This window comes from Variovorax sp. 20P10.2.4, assembly GCF_058244205.1.
Map to the genome: position 1 here is coordinate 1 of NZ_JBZAYE010000011.1, position 19,180 is coordinate 19,180.

Below are 19,180 nucleotides of genomic sequence, written 5' to 3' on the forward strand. Positions count from 1 at the left end.
GATTCACTCGAGCGCCGAGGCTGGCCCGAAGAACTCGAAGCGCGACTGCGCATCGGGCACGCCCCATGCGCGCAACTCGCGCCGCACCTGCTGCATGAAGGGCTTGGGCCCGAGGAAGTAGGCATCGACGTCGCGCGTGTGCGCGGGCAGCCAGGCCGCGAGCTTCTCGCGGTCGAGCCGGCCGACCGCATGCGGGCGCGCGGCATCGCTCGCGTCGCTCTCGTCATAGCAATAGAAGCGGCTCAACCTCGGATGCCGTGACGCGATGCCGTCGATGTGCTCGCGAAACGCATGCACCGCGCCATTGCGCGCGCAGTGGATGAACACCACCTCGCGCTGCGTGGCCAGTGCCTGCTCGAGCATCGCGAGCGTGGGCGTGATGCCCACGCCGCCGCTGATCAGCACCAGCGGCCGCGCGCTGTCGGCCAGCGTGAACTCGCCCGAGGGCGGCAGCAGCTGCAGCGTGTCGCCCTCGTGCACCTGGTCGTGCAGATGGTTCGAGGCCACGCCGCCGGACTCGCGCTTCACGCTGATGCGATAGCTGCGGCCGTTCGGCGCGGCCGACAGCGAATAGTTGCGGCGGATGTCCTTGCCCTCGACCCGCAGGCACAGGCCGATGTACTGGCCGGGCGCGAAGTCCATCAGCGCGCCGCCATCGGCCGGTGCCAGGTGGAACGAGACGATCTCGGCGCTCTCGGCCTGCTTACGCGCCACCGTGAACGCGCGCATGCCGCGCCAGCCGCCCGGCGCCGCGGCCTGCGCGTCGTAGCGCTGCTTCTCGGCGCCGATGAGGATGTCGGCGAGCTGCCCGTAGGCGGCGGCCCAGGCATCGATCACCGCGTCGGTCGCGACCTCGGCGCCGAGCACGTCGCGGATCGCGCGCAGCAGGCAGCCGCCGACGATCGGATAGTGCTCGGGCATCACCTGCAGCGCCACGTGCTTGTTGACGATCTGCGTCGCGAGCGGGCCCATGGCCTCGAGCCGGTCGATGTTCTTCGCGTACATCAGCACGCCGTTGGCCAGCGCGCGCGGCTGGTCGCCCTTGGCCTGGTGGGTCTCGTTGAAGAAGGGCCGCACCTCGGGATGCTCGGCCAGCAGCATCCGGTAGAAGTGGGTGGTGAGCGCCTCGCCGCCCTGTTCGAGCAGGGGCACGGTGGACGAAACGATGGCGCGCTGAGTGGCGGTGAGCATGGGACCTCGGGGTGGTGTTGAAAGACGGGGCTTTCAACGCAACCGGTGTGCCATGCGGAAGGGCCTTTCAAATCAATGGGTTAGGCCATTGGATGTCGAATCGACATCCTGGTTTTTCCAGTCGATTCGACTTTTCGTGTCGAATCGACTCGGTCCGTCGCAGCACGGCCCGGCACGTCGCGCTCGCGTGCCATGCCGGACCATTCACACCCGACTCGCCAACCCCGAGAGCCGCTCCTGGATGATCGAGTTCGCCTGCCCCATGATCCGTTCGACCAGTTCCCCCACGGGCGGAATGTCGTCGATCAATCCGGCGACCATGCCGCAGCTCCACGCACCGGCATCCATCTGTCCTTCGTGCATGACTTTGGGATACACACCGGCGACCTCGGGCGCGATGTCGGCGAACTGGATCTTCTCGCCCAGCGCGCGCTCCTTTTCGAGCAGGCGCTCCACCGCGGCGTTGGTGAGAACCCGCTCGGTGTTGCGAAGCGGGCGCAGCACGAGGCGCGTGTCCAGTTCGGACGCATGGAGGATCGCGTCCTTCACGTTCGGATGGACCGGCGCCTCCTCGGTGGCCAGGAAGCGTGTCCCCATGTTGATGCCATCCGCGCCCAGCGCCAGCGCCGCCACCAGCGAACGGCCATCGGCCATGCCACCCGATGCGATGAACGGAATCTTCAGCGCCTGCGCCGCCAGCGGCAGGAGGATGAAGTTGGGCACGTCGTCCTCGCCGGGATGGCCTCCGCATTCGAAGCCGTCGACGCTCACCGCGTCGCAGCCGATGCGCTCGGCCTTGAGCGCATGCCGGATCGAGGTGCACTTGTGAATGACCTTCACGCCCGCAGCCTGCAGCGCGGGCAGCACCCGCTCGGGGTTGTTGCCGGCCGTCTCCACGGCCTTGATGCCGCCCTCGATGATGGCGCGCACATAGCCGGGATAGTCCGGCTGCCGCACGCTCGGAAGGAAGGTGAGATTGACGCCGAAGGGCTTGTCGGTCATTTCGCGGCAGCGCCGGATTTCCTCGGCCAGCTTGTCGGCCGTGGGCAGGGTCAGCGCCGTGATCATGCCGAGGCCGCCGGCATTGGATACGGCGGCGGCCAGGGGGGCGAGGCCCACGCAGTGCATGCCGCCCTGGACGATGGGATGCTCGATGCCGAGCAGTTCGGTGATACGTGTCTTCATGGATGGATCGGGTTGGAAGGATGAAAAGATCGGGATGGCCCCGAGCGTTCGAGCGCGCCAGGGCCACGCGTCCCTGGTGCCGCGTTTCGTCGATGCGCCGGCGCGGATGTCAGCGCGTGGCGGTCGTGCCGCTGCGCGCGAGAAAGGCTTCGCGTACGCGCCGCTTGTAGACCTTGCCCGTGTCCTCGCGCGGAAGGCTGGACTCGAGCTTGACGAACTTCGGCACCTTGTAGCCGGCCATGCGTTCGCGCACGAACTCGCGCACGGCCTTCTCGTCGATGGACTCGCCGGCTGCGGGCTGCACGGCGGCCACCAGGGCTTCGCCCCATTCGTCGTCGGGCACGCCGAACACCGCGCAATCGGCCACGCCGGGCATCCGGCACAGCACGGCCTCGATCTCGGCGGGATAGATGTTCACGCCACCGGAGATGACCATGTCCGACTGCCGGCCCGAGATGAAGAGATAGCCGTCCTCGTCGAGGTAGCCCATGTCGCCCACGGTCACCAAGCCGTCTCGCTCGATCCTGGCGCGAGCCTCGGCGTTGTTGATGTAGGTGAAGTCGGGCGACGCCGGCTGCCGGCCGTAGATGACGCCGATCTCGCCCACACCGAGCGTCCGCCCGTCTTCATCGAGGATCCTGAGCACGGCGTCTCCCGCGGCGCGCCCCACCGAGCCGGGCTTGCGCAACCACTCCTCGGCCGTGATGAACGCGAGGTAGCCGGTCTCGCTCGATGCATAGGCCTCGTGGACGACAGGCCCCCACCAGTCGATCATGGCGCGCTTGACGCCGGCCGGACAGGGCGATCCCGTCGAGGCGACGAACTGCACCGAGCTCAGGTCGTACCGGCTGCGCAGCTCGGACGGCAGGCTCAGCAGACGTTGATACATGGTCGGCACCAGGTAGAGGTGCGTGATGCGTTCCTCGCTCACCCGCTGCAGGATCCGCTGCGCATCGAACCTCGGCTCCAGGCGCAGCCAGGCACCCACGCGAGCGCATGCCGCCGCATAGTTGCCCGGCGCGCTGTGGTACAGCGGCGCCGCGAGCAGGCAACGCGACTGCGAGGTCACCCCGAGCACCCGCGTGCTGAGCTCGGCGCTGGCGGCCGCCTGCCGCGCGGCCTGCTCTTCCGGCAGCGCGATGCGCACCACGCCCTTGGGACGACCACTGACCCCGGAGGTGTAGGGCAGCAGTCCCTTGGGACGCTTGGGCACGGCGGTGCTTTCCGGATACCGGCGCAGCCAGTCCTCCCATTCGAGCGCGCCGGCGGGCCAACCCGCGGCCACGTCAAGGCCGTACATCTCGCGTGTCATGGCCCGTGGCTGCACCGCGATCACCACGACCTCGGATGGAATGCCGGCCGCGATCTGGGGAATCAGATCGGCGTGGATGAAGAGCACCTTGGCGCGCGCATCGCGCAGCACCCAGGCCGCCTCTTCCTGCTTGAAGTGCCAGTTCAGGCCGCACCAGTAGGCGCCCAGGTGGCCGGCGGCCAGGATGGCAACGACCGCCTCGGGCTCGTTGCGCATCATGACGGCGACCACGTCACCCTCCGCCACGCCGAGCGCCGCGAGGCCCGAAGCCGCCATCAGCGCCCGCTCGCGCACGACGCTGGCCGGGATCTCCGTGTCGTCGAAAGCCAGGGTCGGGTAGCTCATGCCGCGGCCCTCGCCCCGTGGGCCTCGATCATGGCATCGGCCTCGGCCACCAGCTTGGGCGAATAGCGCCCGAGGTTGAGCCCGCCATCCAGCGGGATCACCTGGCCGGTCACCATCGCGGCTCCCGGCGAGGCCAGGAACTGGGCGACGGCGGCGACTTCATCCTTGCGCGTCCAGCGGCCCAGCGGAACGAGGTCGGTCAGTTCCTTGGCCGCCTGTGGTGTCGGCGCGAGACGGACCATGCCCTCGGTGTCCGACACCGGCCCCGGCGCGATCGAGTTGATGCGGATGCCGTCGGCCGCCCACTCCAGGGCCAGGGTGCGCGTCAGCATGTCGATGCCGGCCTTGGCCGCGCAGACATGGCTCTGCATCATCATCGGCACGTAGGCCTGGGAGGCCGAGATGTTGATGATCGATGCACCGGGCTTGCGCAGGAACTCGTGCGCGGCCTGAAGCACGTGGAAGGTGCCGATCAGGTCGATGTCGATCACGGTGCGAAAACCCTTGGGCGACATGCCGAGCGCAGGCGCGCGGAAGTTGCCCGCCGCGCCCGAGACCAGCACGTCGATGGCGCCGAAGCGCGTGTGGAATCCTTCCAGTGCGGCCTTCACGGCCTCGAACTCGCGCACATCGGCCGGCCACCCCGCGGCGCGCTGCCCGTTGAGCGCCCCGAGTCGCGCCACCGCCGCATCGACCTTCGCGCTGTCGCGCGACAGCACGCCGACATTCGCGCCGGCCCTGGCGAAGGACTCGGCGATGGCCAGGTTGATGCCGCTCGTGCCGCCGGCGACGAAGACATTGAGTGCCGGATCGTTCATACCGAGAGAGCCTTTCCGAAGGGGATCCAGGCGTTGCCGTCGAAGCGCTGCAGCCACAGGTGGCCATACAGCTCGTGGTCCTTCTCGCTCGTGCTCAGCGTGATGCCCGGCATCAGCAGCGGCGTCGTGAGGCCCGAGAGGCTGCTGGCCTGCTTCATGATGTTCTCGCGCGTCAGGTCGTCGCCGCAGCGGCGCAGGATGTTCTCCAGCACCTGCGCGGCCGTGTAGCCACCGCCGACCAGCGAATCGCTCGGATCCGCCTCGGGCAGCCATTTCTTGAGGAACTCGCGCAACCCGACCACGCCGGGGTCCTTGTCGAACTGCGGGTCGGACACGGGCTTGTTGTAGACGCCCGTGATGGCGCCCTTGCCCGCCTCGGCGCCGGCCGGCCGCATGATCGCCGAGAGCGAGGAGCTGCCGAGCGGCAGGATGACCTGCGGCTTCCAGCCGATGTCGTGCGCCTTCTTCATCGACTGCACCGTGAACTTGCCGTTGGACAGCGAGATGAACACGTTCGCGCCGCTGCCCTTGAGGCTCACCACCTGCGAGTCGACCGATGCGTCGGTCGTCTCGTAGGTGCTCTGCGCGACGATCATGTCCTTGGCCTTGTCGCCGAGGCCGGCCTTGATGCCGGCCAGGTAGTCACGGCCGAAGTCGTCGTTCTGCATCAAGATGGCGATCCTGGCGCCGGGCATGTTCTCAAGGATCCAGCGCGCGTAGATGCGTCCTTCGGCGTTGTAGGTGGGCATGCCCGAGATCGTGAAAGGCGCGTTGGCCACGTCGTTCCACTTGTTCGCGCCGCTGAAGATCAGAAGCTGCGGCACCTTCTTGCCGTTGAGGTAGCGATAGATCGCGTTGTTGGTCGCCGTCCCCACCGTCTCGAAGATCAGCGAAACCTCGTCCTGCTCGACGAGCCGCCGCGTCAGTTCCAGTGCCTTGCCGGGGTTGTAGCCGTCGTCGTACTGGATCAGCTTGATGCGCCGCCCGTTGATGCCGCCCGCGGCGTTGAGTTGGTTGAAGTAGGCCAGCGAGGTCTTGCCCAGCGTGCCCAGGATCGACACCGGGCCGCTGAACGGCATGGTCGAGCCGATCCTGATCTCGCTGTCGCTCACACCCGGCCCATGGCGCTTCTGCGCCAGGGCGGGCAACGGTGCCGCCATTGAGGCGAGCGCGCCCAGCACGACCGTGCGTCGGTTCAGTTTCATCGGGACTCCTTGGCGGATTTGGAAGTGGAACGGGGGGCCTTCTGCGCTTCGGCATGCAGCCCCATGAAGAGCCAGCGCATCGTGTTGCGGTAGGCGTCGCGCGCCCTGTCCGCGCTGGGAAACTTGCCGGCCATGTAGAGCACGCACACGCCATGGGCGGCCGACCACAGCGAATGCGTCACCTCCTCGACGTCGTCGGGCGCGAGGCCGGCATCGATCAGGTCCTTCGACTGGCGCGACAGGATCTCCTTGGCGCGCGCGCTCTGGAACGCCAGCTCCGGGTATTGCTCCTCGTGAGGCTGCGTCAGGTCGAAGATCAGGCGGTAGGCATTGGGCTCGGCCAGCGCGAAGCCCAGGTAGGCCGTGCCGATGGCGCGGGCACGCGCGGCCGGCGTCTTGCCGCTGGCGAATGCCGCCTCGACCGCGTCGGAAAAGCGCGAGAAGGCCGCGGCCCGCACGGTGGCCAGGATCTCGGCCTTGTCCTTGAAGTAGCGGTACGGCGCCATCGGGCTCAGGCCCAGCTCGGCGGTCAGGTCGCGCATGCTCACGCCGTTCACGCCGCGCTCGACGAACATGCGTTCGCCGACCTGGCAGATGAGATCGCGGATCTCCTGGCGCTCCTCTGGTGTCTTGGCGCGTGGCATCAGAAACCTCCCTTGGTACGTTGGACGAGGCGCAGCATCCCGGCGATGCCGCGCGGTTGAAGAAACACGACGAGCAGGATCGCCACGCCGAAGACGGCCCAGGGCGCCGCGGTGGAGACGCGGTCGGCCAGGGACGGAACGAACTGCACGAACAGGGCGCCGATCCAGGGGCCGAGCACCGTGCCGAGCCCGCCCACGACCAGTCCGGCCACCATGGTCAGCGACAGGAACAGGGTGAAGCTGTCGGGCGCGACCAGCTGGACGTTGAGCGCGTACAGCCCGCCCCCCGCGCAGGCGCAGGCCGCGCTCAGCACGAAGGCCAACGCCTTGCTGCGCGACACGTCGATGCCGCAGGCGGCCGCCGCCACCGTGTGGTCGCTGAGCGCGCGCAGCTCCAGCCCCAGCCGACCGCGCGCCAGGCGGCGGACGGCGAGCACCACGGCGATCGCCAGTGCCAGCGCGACCCAGTACATCCACATGTCCTGGTTGACCCAGGGCTCGAGCCAGGCGGGCGGCGACGGGCGATCGAGCTGCAGACCTTGCGCGCCACCGGTCCAGCGTTCGACCGCCGCATTGCGCACCAGCTGCGGCAGCGCCAGCGCGATGGCGAAGGTGGCCAGCGCCAGGTAGGTGTGCTCCAGGCGCAGGATGGGCTTGCCGATCACGAACGCCACCAGGGCTCCCGCGACGCAGGCCAGCGGCAGCGCGCTCCACCAGGGCAGCCCCGCTTCGACGAGCATCGCGGTGCCGTAGGCGCCGATGGCGAAGAAGGCGCCGTGGCCGAGCGAAGGCTGGCCCGCCATGCCCGTGAGCACGTTGAGTCCCACCAGCGCGATGCCCAACCCGATGGCCTGGGTCAGCTGAAAGGTCAGGAAGTCCGGCACGAACAGCGGCAGCAGTGCGGCCACCAGTGCCACGGCGAGGATCGATCGATTGGAAGTGTTCATGTCGTCAGACTCTCTTGGCACTGGGCCGGCCCATCAGGCCGTCGGGGCGCCAGACCAGCATGCCCACGATCAGCACCATTGCCACTGTGAGCTTGAGCTGCGTGCCGACCACGTAGGCGCCCAGCAGGTTCTCGAGCACACCGAGGGCCAGGCCGCCGATGACCGCGCCGGGCACGCTCTGGATGCCTCCCATCAGGGCGGCGGCGAATCCGTAGATGAGCACGCCGCTCATCATGTTGGGATCGAGGTAGAGCTGCGGCGCGATCATCATCCCGGCCACCGCCCCCATGGCCGAGGCCAGGCCCCAGCCGAATGCGGCCATTGCCTTGGTCGAGATGCCGCTCAATCGCGCGGAGCCCGGGTTCTGCGCCGCGGCACGGATGGCCAGCCCGACCGAGGTGAAGCGGAAGAAGGCCCACAACAGAACGAGCAGCACGGTCGTGACCGCGGCCACGCCCACCTGATGGCCGGACACCAGGCCGCCCGCCAGCGCACCGGCCGGGAACGGGCTCGGGAACTCGCGCACGTCATGGCCCCAGATGTATCCGGTAAGGCTGTGGAGGATCATGAACAGGCCGATGAATGCCGCCACGGTCGCCATCGGCGAGGAGGCACCGAGGCGTCCGATCACCCAGCGTTCGAGGCTCGCGGCGAAGATGAACGCCACGACGATCGCGAGCGCGAAGGCGCCCCAGTAGGGCACGCCGGCTTGCAGCAGCGACCACGCGACGTAGGTCGTCAAGGTCGCCATCTCGCCCTGCGCGAAATTGACGTGGCTGGTGGTGCGGTAGACGATGACCAGCGCCAGGCCGATCAGCGCATAGGCGCAGCCGGTGGTGAGGCCCGCGACGATCTGGTTGACGAGTGCCTCCATCAATGCGCTCCCAGGTAGGCATCGCGCAGCGCATGGCTCCCGCGCAGTTGCGCCGCGGGGCCGCTCGCGACCACGGCGCCGGTTCGCAGGACATAGGCATCGTCGGCCAGCCCCAGCGCGATTTCGATGTTCTGCTCGACCAGCAGGATGCCCATGCTCGTCTCCGACTGCAGCCGGCGCAGCAGCCGCATGATCTCGGCCGCCACGCGCGGCGCCAGCCCGAACGAAGGCTCGTCCAGCAACAGCACCTGGGGCTTGGCCATCAGGGCACGGCCGATGGCCAGCATCTGCTGCTCGCCACCCGAAAGGCTGCCGGCGCGCTGCGTGCGCCGTTCGGCCAGCCGCGGCAGCCAGCCATAGATACGCTCCATGGCCTCGGCGGCACCCTCCTTCGTCGACCTGGCGAAACAGCCGACGCGCAGGTTCTCCTCGACGCTCAGGTCGATGAAGGTGCCGCGGCCTTCGGGCACATGCGCGATACCGAGGCGGGCGATCCGTTCGGTGCGCTGGCCCGACAGGAGCTCGTGGCCCAGCACGATCGACCCCGTGAACCTGACCATGCCGCAGATGGCACGCATCAGCGTGGTCTTGCCGGCGCCGTTGGCACCGAGCAGCGCGGTGATCCGGCCTTCCTTGATGGCCAGCGACACGTCGCGCACGACGGCCGGCCCGCCATATCCCGCCGTCACGCGGTCCACCTCGAGCAAGGCGGGCGCGGGCGCTTCAGTGAAGTTGCTCATCGCCGGCTCCGAAGTAGGCGGCCTGCACGGCCGGGTTGGCGCGGACCTCGCCGGGCGTGCCGGCGGCGATCAGCTGGCCGAAGTCGAGCACGAAGAGGTGCTCGCACAGGCTCATCACCAGGCTCATGTCGTGCTCCACCAGCAGCACGGCGCCACCGCCATCCCGGAACGCACGCATGCGCGCGGAGAACTCCGCGATCTCGCTGCCGGTCAGGCCCGCGGCGGGCTCGTCCAGCAGGAGCAGCCTGGGCTTCGCGACGGTGGCGCGCGCCATCTCGACGCGCTTGCGGGTTCCCAGCGAGAGCACGTCGACCGGCTCGTCGGCCACCTGCGCGAGGCCGAAGGCATCGAGGGCGGCGTCGACCGCGCCCCGCAGGCCCGCGTCGTCGTGGGCGTGGATGGCACCGCAGGCGACGTTCTCCCGCACCGACAGCTTGTGGAACAGCGCCAGGTTTTGGAAGGTGCGCGCCAGTCCCGAGCGCGCGCGCCGGTGCTGGGGCCAGCGCGAGACGTCCTTGCCGTGCCAGAGGATGCGGCCGGCGGAGGGAACGATGGTTCCGGTGATCGCATTGATGGCCGTGGACTTGCCGGCGCCGTTCGGGCCGATCAGGCCGTAGATGCGGCCCGGTTCGATGGCCATCGACACCCCCGACAGCGCATGCACGCCGCCGAACGACATGCCAAGTTGTTGGATCTCGAGCACTTGTTTACCGCCTGTCTCTTCATTGTTCGAGTCCGCTGCTCGATGCGGGGATCGGCGGCGGAGCGTCCCGCCGCGGTTCGATCGCGTCGGGTTGCGTATAGTGTAAACAACATAGTTTATGTCGTAAGCAAAAATGCCCTGGGGTTTACCCCGGGCCGGCATGGCCCAGGCCCCGACACGCGCGCCTCAGCCCAACAGGCGGTCGACCAGTTTCTCGGCGTAATCCGCGTCGGCAGGGGCACCGAACAGCGCCCGCATGTAGAGAGGGGCCAGCACGTGATCGAGCACATCGGCCACTGGCGGCGCCGCTTCCGCGCGCTCCCGGGCGCGCTCCAGCATCGCCGCGATCTGCCTGCCCCGCGGCTGCAGCGGCTCGGCCCCGGAAGCCTTCCTGCCGGCGCCAGCCGAAGCCGCATTCGCGGCCAGGGCCTGAAACAGGACGGACTCGCCGCTGGCGATCTGCTGCGCGGCCGCGCGGGCCCAGGCGCACAGGTCGCCGCGCAACGACCCGGTGTCGGGCATCGGCTGCTCGCGCATGAGCTGCCCGACCGCCGCTTCCGCGATGAGTGCCCGGACATCGGGCCAGCGCCGGTAGAGGCTGGTGGGCGCCACGCCCGCGCGCTCGGCCACCTCCGCCATGGTGATGGCCTCCCCCTTGCGCTCGGCCATCAAGGCCGTCGCGGCCTCCAGGGCCGCCTCCTTGGTGCGGGCGGTGCGCCCGCCCGGGCGGGATCTGACAGTCATTTTTTTGCCCTTGTTAATGAAACTATTATTGCGTTAAGAAAGTTGCCCTGCTATCGTTTACAGCGTCAACAACTTTACGAGAGACATACCCATGCATCGACGTTCCATCCTGGCCGGGCTTCCATTCGCGGCAGCGGCGCTCGCAGGCGCGTTGCCGGCGACCGGCGCGAGCGCCACGGCCCCAGCGGCACGGGGCGCATCCGAAGCGGCAGCGCCACCGCTTTTCGCGGACAACGCCCAGTTCTGGTTCGAGACCGAACGGATCTTCGGGAGCAGTTCCTATGGCGTGGCCCAGTTCGGCGAGGTCCTCGTGACTTCGCAGGCCATCGAATCGGGCAACTACGACAGCTGGTACACGCAGTGGAACGCCACGGCCGACCGCATCGCCAAGGAAGCGGCCAGCCAGCTCGCGCGCGGCCACCGCGTGAGCGCCCGCGACGGCTACCTGCGCGCGGGCAACTACCACTCCTATGCCGAGTTCTTTCTCCACGAGAACCCCGAGGACCCGCGCGTGAAGCGCGCCTTCAAGCTGGGCGTCGAGTGCTACCGCACGGCCGCCTCGCTCTTCGAGCAACCGATCACGCCGGTCGAGATTCCGTACGAGAACACGACGCTGCCTGGCTACTTTCATCGCGTCGACCGCTCGAGCAAGCGTCGCCCCACGCTGATCCTGCACACCGGCTTCGACGGCTCGGCGAGGGAGATGCACCACACCAGCGCCCGCGCGGGCGTCGAACGCGGCTACAACGTCCTGGCCTTCGATGGCCCCGGGCAGTACGAAGCGTTGCGCCGCGGCCTGGTGTTCCGGCCGGACTGGGAAAAGGTCATCACGCCGGTGGTCGACTTCCTGCTCAAGCAGCCCGGCGTCGATCCCAGGAAGATCGCGCTCATGGGCGAGAGCCTCGGCGGGCTGCTGGCGCCGCGCGCCGCCGCCTTCGAGAAGCGCCTGGTGGCCGTCATCGCCAATGACGGCCTCTACGACTACGCCGCGCCGCATCTCGCGCGCTTCCCGGCGGATCGGCAAGCCACGATCCGGGACGAGCTCAGGTCCGAACACGCGCCCGAGATCGACCAGCGCCTGGAGGCCGCGATGAAGCAGTCTCCCACCGCACGCTGGGCCATCCATCACGGCATGTTCGCGACCGGCGCGAAGACGCCGCGCGAGTACTACGCCAAGGTGCTCGACTACAACGTCGCGAACGGGATCGCCGAGAAGATCAGTTGCCCGACGCTGGTGTGCGAAGCCGAGGACGACATGTTCTTCAAGGGCCAGCCGCAGATGCTCTATGACCACCTGACCTGCCCCAAGACGCTGATCCGATTCACCCGCGCCGAAGGTGCGGGCGCGCACTGCCAAGTCGGCAACTACCGCTTGTCGAATGCGCGCATCTTCGACTGGCTGGATGAGACGCTGGCCTGAGCTTCCTGCGGGACGTGGCCGTCGGCTCGCCGCAGCGCCTATCCCTTCTTCCGCGGCCGCCCGCGCCCGCCGCCCTTCGCCTGGTGCGCCGGAACCGCCGCGGCCTCGGCTTCCAGGCCGGTGCCCGCCGACGCCGACGCATAGCGCGCCAGCACGTCCCGGATGTCCACGCCCGCGCGGATCGGCGGCAGCGCGCGGTCGGCCACCGCTTCGAGGTGCCGCTGCATCACGTCGGCGGCCGTTTCGAAATCGCCCTTGGCCAGGGCATCGACGATCTCCGCATGCTCGGTCACGGCGCATTCGCTGGAATGCGGCCGGCCATAGGTCGCGAGGATCAGCGAGCAGCGCGAGACCACCTCGCGCACATAGCGTTCGAGCAGCTGGTTGCCCGTCATCGCGGCGAGCTGCAGATGGAACTCGCCGGCCAGGCGCATCGAACGCACGGCATCGCGCCCCGAGGCCTGCTGCTCCTTGACGACGTGCGAGCGCAGCGTGGACTCGTGCGCCGCCGAGAGCTTGCCCGACAGCGTCTGCACCACCGTGCGCTCGAGCCCGTTGCGCACCTGGAAGATCTCGCGGCCCTCCTCGAGGCTGGGGTTGGCCACGAAGGCGCCGCGGTTGGGCTTGAGCTCGACCAGGCCTTCGACCGCGAGCCGGCCCAACGCCTCGCGCGCGATGGTACGGCTGGCGCCGAAGCTCTCGCCGATCGCGTCCTCGGGCAGGCGCGCGCCGGGCTGGAGGCTCTGCTCGATGATGGCCAGGCGCAGGGCCTCGTGCACGGTCTCGGTCCGCGTGCGGCCGAGCTTGTCGTCGGGAACAGTGGCGGGGCTCGGCGGGCGTCTGGAGGGTGGCACGGGGCTGGGTGTCGCATGGCGAAAGGATCGGGAAGCGCGATTATTGCGCCCGCGGCCGTGCCGGTGCCCCGCTCAACGGGAAGGTTGCGGCAGCTTGCGCGGGGCCGCCCAGGCCTCGAGGATCTCGATCGCATCCCACGGCAGGTGCTGCTCGGCGGGCGTCAGGCCTTCGGCGAGCGTGGCACCGGCCACGCGGCGCAGCTCGTCCACGTCGATGGGATGACGCGCCGCCACGGGCAGGCCCTCGAAGGCCGCGCCCGATTGCGCGAGCGTGGCGGCATGGAACAGCCGGCGGATGCCCGCCACGCGCATCGCGGCCACGCACATCGCGCATGGCTCGCACGACGAATACAGCTCGCAGTCCGACAGGTCGACGCGGCGCAGCCGCCGGCAGGCATCGCGGATGGCCTCGACCTCGCCATGCGAGGTCGGGTCGAAGTGCGCGACCGAATGGTTGAAGCCCTCGCCGACCACCTGGCCGTCCTTCACGATCACCGCACCGAAAGGCTCGGTGCCGGGTTTCGCGAGTGCCTGCGCGGACAAGGCCAGCGCCTGGCGCATGAATCTCTCTTCGTACATGTGTGCTGCTCCAAGGTTGATAGGTCGTCAGGCGTTGCGCGGCAACAGCCACGCATGCCTGGGGTCCCAATGCAGGCCCACGCGCCGGCCCGGCGCGAGCTCGAGCGACTCGATCTCGTGCTGCTGCTTCTGGACCCGGAACTCGTGCCCGCCCGGCAGTTCGATGAAGACCGTCTGTGTGGAACCGACGAACTCCAGGCCCAGCACGGCGCCCTCGAGGCGCGAAGCCCCCGCGGGTGCCTCGGCCTCCGACGGCCTGAGCGACACGCGGTCGGCCGCCACCACGAAGCTCACGTCGGCGCCGCGGTCCAGCGCGCGCCGCGCCGGCACCGCGAAGCTGCCGAGCGCGCCGTCGACACGCGCCCAACCTTCGGCGTCGAGCGCGCCCACCGTGCCGGTCAGCAGGTTGTTGGTGCCGATGAAGTCGGCCACGAAGGGGTTCACCGGCGCGCGGTAGACGTCCTGCGGCGCGCCCACCTGCTGGATGCGGCCCTCGTTCATGATCACGATCCGGTCGGCCAGCGCGAAGGCCTCCGACTGCGCATGCGTCACGTAGACGAAGGTGATGCGCAGCTCGCGGTGCAGCCGCGCGAGCTCGGTCTGCATGCGCACGCGCAGGTGCGCGTCGAGGGCGCTCAGCGGCTCGTCGAGCAGCAGGATCGAGGGCTCGGTGACCAGCGCCCGCGCGATGGCCACGCGCTGGCGCTGGCCACCCGAGAGCTGCGCGATCTGCCGGTCGCCCATGCCCGCAAGCCCCATGCGGCCGAGCCAGTCGAGCGCGCGCTTGCGCCGCGCCTCGGCGCCCAGTCCCTTCATGCGCAGCGGAAACTCCACGTTCTGGGCCACCGTGAGGAAGGGGAACAGCGCCAGGCTCTGCCACACCATCGGCGTGTCGCGCTGGTAGGCCGGCACGTCGCGCATGCTGCGCCCGCCGATCAGGATGTCGCCGGAGCTGGGCTGGTCCAGCCCGGCCAGCAGCCGCAAGGTGGTGGACTTGCCGCAGCCCGAGGGCCCCATGATGGCGACGAACTCGCCGGCCGCGATGTCGAGGTCGATGCCGCGCACGGCGTGGTGGCCAGCGAAGCGCTTGTCGAGCGCACGCAGCGAAACATAAGCGTCGTTGTTCATCCTGGTCTCACTCGGTTGCGATGCGCGTGGCCGGTCGTCCGGCCCGCACGCCCATGAAGCGCTGCGCGAGCAGCACCAGCGCCACGCTGACCGCCAGCACCACGGTGCCGATGGCGTTGATCTTCGGACTGACCTGGCCCTGCAGCAGGTTGAGGATGCGCACCGGCAGCGTCTCGTGCACGCCGCCGACGAACCAGGCGATCATGAATTCGTCGAACGAGACCGCCGCCGCGAGGAAGAAGGAAGCGATCAGCGACGACCGGCAGAACGGGATCACGACGCGCACCAGGCCCGTGGCCGGCGACGCACCCATGTTCCAGGCGGCCTGCTCCATGTCGGGCCCCAGTTCGCCGAGGCGCAGGCGGATGATCGCCATCGAGAACGAGGTCGCGATCGCCACGTGGCAGGCGACGATGGCCTCGAGCCGGCCGAACAGGCCGATGCGCGACAGGAAGGCCAGCATCGCCATGCCGAGGATGGTGGCCGGCACGGCCGGCGGAATGGCCACCAGCATCGCGAAGGCCGACTTGCCGCGGTAGCGATAGCGGTGGTCGAGGTAGGCGGCCGCGAAGCCGAGCACGGTCGAGAGCACCGCGGTGCCGAGCGCGACCACCAGCGTGTTGACGAAGGCGTCGCGCACCATCGCGTCGTCGAGGATCGCGCGCTGCCACTGCAGGCTGAAGCCGCCCCACGGGATCGTGGGGTAGCGGTTCGCGTCGAACGAGAACACGACGATGACCAGCATCGGCGCAGCGATGAAGGCGAACAGCAGGGCCAGCCAGGCGTACTGCGCGGCGCGCGAGATCTTCCTGGCGCGCGCGTGGTCGATACCGGTCATCCGGCGCTCCTCGCACCCAGGCGCCGGGCCAGCCCCAGCACGAGGCCGAGCAGCGCCAGCATGCAGACGCCGATCACCGAGGCCCGCGGCCATTGCGAACCCGACTTGACGGTGTCGACGATCAGGATCGACAGGGTCGGTGGATTGCTGCCCGTCATGAACACCGGGCTCACGTAGTCGCCGAAGGCCAGCAGGAAGGTGGTCGAGCCCGCGAGCACCAGCGCCGGGCGGATGGCCGGCAGCAGCACATGGCCCACCACGCGCAGCCGCCTGCAGCCGAGGTTTTCGGCGGCCTCGACCAGCGACGAATCCACGCCGCCGAGCGCGAACACCAGGATCAGCACCGCGACCGGAAGGCTCAGCGTCAGCAGGCCGATCTGCAGCGACAGCGCGCCACCCAGCAAGGGCAGCGCCGGCACGCCGAACACGCCCAGCAGCGTGTTCGCGAGCCCCTCGGGGCTCAGCACGATCTGCCATGCATAGATGCGCAGGATGTAGCTCGAGAACACCGGCACCAGCAGCGCCGCGATCGCGGCGTCGCGCCAGCGCGCGGGCAGCCGGAACGCGATGGTGTAGGCGGCCGGAAATGCGATCGCCAGCGCGAGCACCGTGGCCGTGGCCGAGACCGCGAGACTGTGCAGCGCGGCCTGGTGGAAGCTCGATGCGCCGAGGATGCGCGTCCAGTTGTCGAGCGACAGCGCCGGCTGCAGTTTGAAGGAGCGCACCTGCCAGAAGGTGACGACCACGAGGAACAGCAGCGGCGCCGCGAAGAAGACGAGCTGCCACAGCAGCACGGGCAGGCCGAGCAGCACCGGCACCGTCCTGGGCGAGGGACCGCGGCGCGCGCTCGCACGGCCTCTGGCGGGCACGGGAGCGATCGCCATCGATGGCGTGGAGGAGGCGTTCATGGTGCGCGCGCTCAGAGGCTCTTGAACTGGCTCCACGCGTCGTTCCAGTCCTCGATCGACTGCTTCGAGGGCAGCTGGCGGAACTGGATCTTCTTGGCCTTGTACTCGTCCATCACGTTCGGCCCCTTGAGCGTCATGCGCAGGATCTCGGCCTCCTTCGGCTTGGTCTCGTTGAGCAGCTTCCAGCCGGCCATCGAGGGAATGCTCTTCTTGTTGTCGGCCTTGGTGGCCATGCGCACCTGGCCTTCGGGCGAGGTCGTGTACTGGATGAACTTGCGCGCGAGGTCGCGCTTGGGCGTGCCCTTGACGATCGACAGCGACTCGGTCCACTGCAGCCCGCCCTCCTCCGGGATGATGGTGTCGACCGGCACGCCGTTCTGGCGCAGCCCGAGCGTGATCCATTCGCCGATGCCGGGCACGAGCTGGGCGCGGCCATTGGTCATCGACGAGAAGATGTCGGCGATGGTGTAGAAGCCCGAGGCCTGCGGCTTGAGGCTGAAGAGCTTCTTCTTCACGGCCTCGAAGCGCGCCTTGTCGATGTCGAAGGGCGGGCGGTTGCCGTTGGCCAGGCTGATCGAGCCCATCGACGGCAGGTACCAGTCGAACAGGCCGACCTTGCCCCTGGCCTTCTCGCTCCACAGCGCCGCATAGGAGGCCACCTCCTTGGGCGTGAAGGCCTTGGTGTTGTACGACAGGCCCAGGTAGCCGAAGTCCGTCATGACGCCGTAAAGCTTGCCGTCGAACCAGTGCAGCGGGAACTTCTGGAACTCGGGCCAGTAGTCCTTGAGCGGATAGTCGGCGGGGTCGAGCGCCTCAATGAAGTCGGCCTCGTGCAGCAGGTGCATGTACTCGGCGTCCGCGAGCACGACGTCGAAGCTGCCGGGCGGGGACTGGTTGATGACGGCCATCATCTGGTCGCCGCCCACGTATTCCTTGATGCGCACCTTCACGCCATGGGCCTTCTCGAAAGCCTCGATCAGGTAGGGATCGGCATTGCCGGGCCAGGAGAGATAGTTCAGCACCTGGGGCGATGCCGCATCGGCCGGGGTCCAGGCCGCGCCGGCGGCCGCGGCACCGGCGGCGAGGCCGGCTTGCAGGAAGGTGCGACGGCTGAGATCGCGCGGGGGCGGAAGCGGGGCTGCGGACATGACGACTCCTTCAGAAAGGGTGGAACACGGATTGCATACGATTTTTTCCGCATGCATCCTTCATGCCAAGGGCCACCGTCCGCGAAAATTCTTGAATTCCCCAATGAAATCGACCGATCCTCCCGTATTCACCGAAACACGCACCGCACAACAATGAAGCCTCCAGCGCACATGAACGCACCATCCGCATGCAGAATTAAAAACAAATTGCATGCGATTTCTTAAATAACCGACGCCCAACCTCCATGGAAATCGACTTCCAGACCCTTGACCCCTACGCCCGCTACAAGCTGATGGCGAGCCTCATCGTCCCGCGGCCGATCGCGCTGATCACCACGCTCGAGCCCGAGGGCACGGTCAACGCCGCGCCCTTCAGCATGTTCAACATGGTGGGCGAAGACCCGCCGCTGGTGTTCGTGAGCATCAACCGCCTGCACGACGGCCGCATCAAGGACACGGCCGCCAACATCCTGCGCACCGGCGAGTTCGTCGTGCACCTGACCGACGAGGCGATGGCCGAGCAGATGCATGCCTGTGGCGATTCGCTGCCGCGCGGAACCAGCGAGCTCGCGCATGCCGGATTGCATGCGATCCCATCGAACAGCGTCGCGCCGCCGCGCATCGCCGAGGCGCCCGTGGGCTTCGAATGCGTGTTGCACGAGACGATGGAAACCGACAGCCGCTACGTGTTCTTCGGTCGCGTGAAATGGCTCGCGGTGCGCGACGGGCTCGTGGACACGGAGCGCTGGCGCGTGCAGCTGCAGGACTACCGGCCCGTGGGGCGCTTCGGCGCGAGCTTCTACGTGGGCACGCAGCAGCGCTTCGCGCTCGGCGCCGCGGCTTCGGCGGGCAGCGCCATCGACCAGCTCTAGCGCCTCACCTCAGCATCGGCGCGCCAGTGCCGGCGCGGCCCGCTGACGCCCACGCGCACCTTCTGGCCCGAGACCTCGGCGCAGTGGTCGAGCGCCTGGCGCAGCGTGGTGTCCACGCTGCGCAGCGACATCTGCAGCCAGTCGGCCACTTCCTCGCGCGTGCGCTCCTCGATGCGCAGCGCCACCAGCACGGCGCGATGCCGGCCCGGCAGGCGCTGCAGCGCGCGGTCCATCGCGCGCATCTCGGAACGCTTCTCCACGATGACGTCGGGCCCCGGCGCGGGATCGGCCATCGCCTCCGGTGCCACCGCCTCCTCGCCCGCCGACTGCCAGAACCGGTTGCGGCGCAGCCCGTCGATGGCGACGTTGCAGGCGACGCGGTAGACATAGGCCTGCGGACTGCGCGTGAGCATCGGGGCCGCGGAGTCGCCCAGCCGCAGCCAGGCGTCGTGCAGGCAGTCGCTCGCCAGGTCCGGGCAACCGAGCTTGCGCACCAGGCGGCGCTTCAGGCTTTCGTAGTTCATGACCAGCACCTCGCGCAGCGCGAGGCCGTCGTCGATGCCGCCGGGGTGCGCCTCGGCCGCATCGGCTGGCGCGACGACGTCCAGATACTGCATAACGCTCAGGTCCATGGCCGTTCGATCTCCGCATTCAGGGGTTGCAAACTCCGCTGCTGCCGCGCGCAGGGCGCCGCCCTCCGCCCCGCGGCAAGCGGGAGCGGAGGA

General features: G+C 68.8%; 20 protein-coding genes. 2 read left to right on the forward strand and 18 right to left on the reverse strand.

Features of this window, described 5'->3' with window-relative positions; translation table 11 throughout:
* Positions 1–3: 3 nt before the first annotated feature.
* The 11 genes from hmpA to AC27VN_RS02210 all read right to left on the reverse strand — a co-directional run bounded on the left by hmpA (position 4) and on the right by AC27VN_RS02210 (position 10,708).
* On the reverse strand, positions 4–1,191 hold the full coding sequence (hmpA, locus tag AC27VN_RS02160) for an NO-inducible flavohemoprotein (protein ID WP_490875469.1): 1,188 nt from the start codon (positions 1,189–1,191) through the stop codon (positions 4–6).
* 204 nt (positions 1,192–1,395) lie between these two features.
* A complete protein-coding gene (locus tag AC27VN_RS02165; RefSeq protein ID WP_490875470.1) occupies positions 1,396–2,376 on the reverse strand; it encodes an NAD(P)H-dependent flavin oxidoreductase in 981 nt (326 codons plus the stop codon).
* A 109-nt stretch (positions 2,377–2,485) separates the two neighbouring features.
* Positions 2,486–4,033: an AMP-binding protein gene (locus tag AC27VN_RS02170; protein ID WP_490875471.1), complete on the reverse strand. Its 1,548-nt coding sequence runs from the start codon at positions 4,031–4,033 to the stop codon at positions 2,486–2,488.
* Positions 4,030–4,851 carry an SDR family oxidoreductase gene (locus AC27VN_RS02175; protein ID WP_490875472.1) on the reverse strand — a complete coding sequence of 274 codons (822 nt, stop codon included), beginning with the start codon at positions 4,849–4,851 and terminating at the stop codon, positions 4,030–4,032. Before AC27VN_RS02175 ends, AC27VN_RS02170 begins: the two co-directional genes overlap by 4 nt.
* Positions 4,848–6,056: an ABC transporter substrate-binding protein gene (locus AC27VN_RS02180; RefSeq protein WP_490875473.1), complete on the reverse strand. Its 1,209-nt coding sequence runs from the start codon at positions 6,054–6,056 to the stop codon at positions 4,848–4,850. Before AC27VN_RS02180 ends, AC27VN_RS02175 begins: the two co-directional genes overlap by 4 nt.
* Complete coding sequence (locus AC27VN_RS02185; RefSeq protein WP_296786526.1) at positions 6,053–6,700, reverse strand: TetR/AcrR family transcriptional regulator; 648 nt, start codon at positions 6,698–6,700, stop codon at positions 6,053–6,055. The genes AC27VN_RS02180 and AC27VN_RS02185 overlap by 4 nt, the downstream gene beginning before the upstream one ends.
* Positions 6,700–7,647, reverse strand: coding sequence for a branched-chain amino acid ABC transporter permease (locus AC27VN_RS02190; protein ID WP_490875474.1), 948 nt, complete (start codon positions 7,645–7,647; stop codon positions 6,700–6,702). Before AC27VN_RS02190 ends, AC27VN_RS02185 begins: the two co-directional genes overlap by 1 nt.
* Before the next feature lie 4 nt (positions 7,648–7,651).
* The gene (locus tag AC27VN_RS02195; protein WP_490875475.1) at positions 7,652–8,521 is read right to left on the reverse strand and encodes a branched-chain amino acid ABC transporter permease; all 870 of its coding nucleotides are present in this window, start codon (positions 8,519–8,521) and stop codon (positions 7,652–7,654) included.
* Positions 8,521–9,261, reverse strand: coding sequence for an ABC transporter ATP-binding protein (locus AC27VN_RS02200; RefSeq protein ID WP_490875476.1), 741 nt, complete (start codon positions 9,259–9,261; stop codon positions 8,521–8,523). The genes AC27VN_RS02195 and AC27VN_RS02200 overlap by 1 nt, the downstream gene beginning before the upstream one ends.
* A complete protein-coding gene (locus AC27VN_RS02205) occupies positions 9,245–9,964 on the reverse strand; it encodes an ABC transporter ATP-binding protein (RefSeq protein ID WP_490875477.1) in 720 nt (239 codons plus the stop codon). Before AC27VN_RS02205 ends, AC27VN_RS02200 begins: the two co-directional genes overlap by 17 nt.
* A 186-nt stretch (positions 9,965–10,150) precedes the next feature.
* A complete protein-coding gene (locus AC27VN_RS02210) occupies positions 10,151–10,708 on the reverse strand; it encodes a TetR/AcrR family transcriptional regulator (protein WP_296786542.1) in 558 nt (185 codons plus the stop codon).
* A gap of 91 nt (positions 10,709–10,799) precedes the next feature.
* On the opposite strand from AC27VN_RS02210, the gene AC27VN_RS02215 reads away from it, so the two are divergent.
* Positions 10,800–12,128: an alpha/beta hydrolase family protein gene (locus AC27VN_RS02215; RefSeq protein ID WP_490875478.1), complete on the forward strand. Its 1,329-nt coding sequence runs from the start codon at positions 10,800–10,802 to the stop codon at positions 12,126–12,128.
* Positions 12,129–12,166: 38 nt separating this feature from the next.
* On the opposite strand, the gene AC27VN_RS02220 is transcribed toward AC27VN_RS02215, so the two are convergent.
* The 6 genes from AC27VN_RS02220 to AC27VN_RS02245 all read right to left on the reverse strand — a co-directional run bounded on the left by AC27VN_RS02220 (position 12,167) and on the right by AC27VN_RS02245 (position 17,583).
* A complete protein-coding gene (locus AC27VN_RS02220) occupies positions 12,167–12,982 on the reverse strand; it encodes a GntR family transcriptional regulator (protein WP_490875479.1) in 816 nt (271 codons plus the stop codon).
* A gap of 72 nt (positions 12,983–13,054) precedes the next feature.
* On the reverse strand, positions 13,055–13,561 hold the full coding sequence (locus tag AC27VN_RS02225) for a nucleoside deaminase (RefSeq protein ID WP_093346614.1): 507 nt from the start codon (positions 13,559–13,561) through the stop codon (positions 13,055–13,057).
* A gap of 27 nt (positions 13,562–13,588) precedes the next feature.
* Positions 13,589–14,689, reverse strand: coding sequence for an ABC transporter ATP-binding protein (locus tag AC27VN_RS02230; RefSeq protein WP_208510783.1), 1,101 nt, complete (start codon positions 14,687–14,689; stop codon positions 13,589–13,591).
* A gap of 7 nt (positions 14,690–14,696) precedes the next feature.
* The gene (locus tag AC27VN_RS02235) at positions 14,697–15,527 is read right to left on the reverse strand and encodes an ABC transporter permease (RefSeq protein ID WP_490875480.1); all 831 of its coding nucleotides are present in this window, start codon (positions 15,525–15,527) and stop codon (positions 14,697–14,699) included.
* Positions 15,524–16,435 (reverse strand): ABC transporter permease, encoded by a 912-nt coding sequence (locus AC27VN_RS02240; protein ID WP_490875481.1) that lies wholly within the window; start codon positions 16,433–16,435, stop codon positions 15,524–15,526. Before AC27VN_RS02240 ends, AC27VN_RS02235 begins: the two co-directional genes overlap by 4 nt.
* A gap of 11 nt (positions 16,436–16,446) precedes the next feature.
* Positions 16,447–17,583: an ABC transporter substrate-binding protein gene (locus AC27VN_RS02245; RefSeq protein WP_490875482.1), complete on the reverse strand. Its 1,137-nt coding sequence runs from the start codon at positions 17,581–17,583 to the stop codon at positions 16,447–16,449.
* Between the two features lie 245 nt (positions 17,584–17,828).
* On the opposite strand from AC27VN_RS02245, the gene AC27VN_RS02250 reads away from it, so the two are divergent.
* The gene (locus AC27VN_RS02250; RefSeq protein WP_490875483.1) at positions 17,829–18,455 is read left to right on the forward strand and encodes a flavin reductase family protein; all 627 of its coding nucleotides are present in this window, start codon (positions 17,829–17,831) and stop codon (positions 18,453–18,455) included.
* On the opposite strand, the gene AC27VN_RS02255 is transcribed toward AC27VN_RS02250, so the two are convergent.
* Positions 18,452–19,087, reverse strand: coding sequence for an RNA polymerase sigma factor (locus AC27VN_RS02255; protein WP_490875484.1), 636 nt, complete (start codon positions 19,085–19,087; stop codon positions 18,452–18,454). The two genes, AC27VN_RS02250 and AC27VN_RS02255, sit on opposite strands and share 4 nt — an antisense overlap.
* Positions 19,088–19,180 lie beyond the last annotated feature (93 nt).

Excerpts from the sequence above, each read along its gene's own strand:
- hmpA (WP_490875469.1), bottom strand. The coding sequence starts at position 1,191 with ATGCTCACCGCCACTCAGCGCGCCATCGTTTCGTCCACCGTGCCCCTG.
- AC27VN_RS02165 (WP_490875470.1), bottom strand. The coding sequence starts at position 2,376 with ATGAAGACACGTATCACCGAACTGCTCGGCATCGAGCATCCCATCGTC.
- AC27VN_RS02170 (WP_490875471.1), bottom strand. The coding sequence starts at position 4,033 with ATGAGCTACCCGACCCTGGCTTTCGACGACACGGAGATCCCGGCCAGC.
- AC27VN_RS02175 (WP_490875472.1), bottom strand. The coding sequence starts at position 4,851 with ATGAACGATCCGGCACTCAATGTCTTCGTCGCCGGCGGCACGAGCGGC.
- AC27VN_RS02180 (WP_490875473.1), bottom strand. The coding sequence starts at position 6,056 with ATGAAACTGAACCGACGCACGGTCGTGCTGGGCGCGCTCGCCTCAATG.
- AC27VN_RS02185 (WP_296786526.1), bottom strand. The coding sequence starts at position 6,700 with ATGCCACGCGCCAAGACACCAGAGGAGCGCCAGGAGATCCGCGATCTC.
- AC27VN_RS02190 (WP_490875474.1), bottom strand. The coding sequence starts at position 7,647 with ATGAACACTTCCAATCGATCGATCCTCGCCGTGGCACTGGTGGCCGCA.
- AC27VN_RS02195 (WP_490875475.1), bottom strand. The coding sequence starts at position 8,521 with ATGGAGGCACTCGTCAACCAGATCGTCGCGGGCCTCACCACCGGCTGC.
- AC27VN_RS02200 (WP_490875476.1), bottom strand. The coding sequence starts at position 9,261 with ATGAGCAACTTCACTGAAGCGCCCGCGCCCGCCTTGCTCGAGGTGGAC.
- AC27VN_RS02210 (WP_296786542.1), bottom strand. The coding sequence starts at position 10,708 with ATGACTGTCAGATCCCGCCCGGGCGGGCGCACCGCCCGCACCAAGGAG.
- AC27VN_RS02215 (WP_490875478.1), top strand. The coding sequence starts at position 10,800 with ATGCATCGACGTTCCATCCTGGCCGGGCTTCCATTCGCGGCAGCGGCG.
- AC27VN_RS02225 (WP_093346614.1), bottom strand. The coding sequence starts at position 13,561 with ATGTACGAAGAGAGATTCATGCGCCAGGCGCTGGCCTTGTCCGCGCAG.
- AC27VN_RS02230 (WP_208510783.1), bottom strand. The coding sequence starts at position 14,689 with ATGAACAACGACGCTTATGTTTCGCTGCGTGCGCTCGACAAGCGCTTC.
- AC27VN_RS02235 (WP_490875480.1), bottom strand. The coding sequence starts at position 15,527 with ATGACCGGTATCGACCACGCGCGCGCCAGGAAGATCTCGCGCGCCGCG.
- AC27VN_RS02240 (WP_490875481.1), bottom strand. The coding sequence starts at position 16,435 with ATGAACGCCTCCTCCACGCCATCGATGGCGATCGCTCCCGTGCCCGCC.
- AC27VN_RS02245 (WP_490875482.1), bottom strand. The coding sequence starts at position 17,583 with ATGTCCGCAGCCCCGCTTCCGCCCCCGCGCGATCTCAGCCGTCGCACC.
- AC27VN_RS02250 (WP_490875483.1), top strand. The coding sequence starts at position 17,829 with ATGGAAATCGACTTCCAGACCCTTGACCCCTACGCCCGCTACAAGCTG.
- AC27VN_RS02255 (WP_490875484.1), bottom strand. The coding sequence starts at position 19,087 with ATGGACCTGAGCGTTATGCAGTATCTGGACGTCGTCGCGCCAGCCGAT.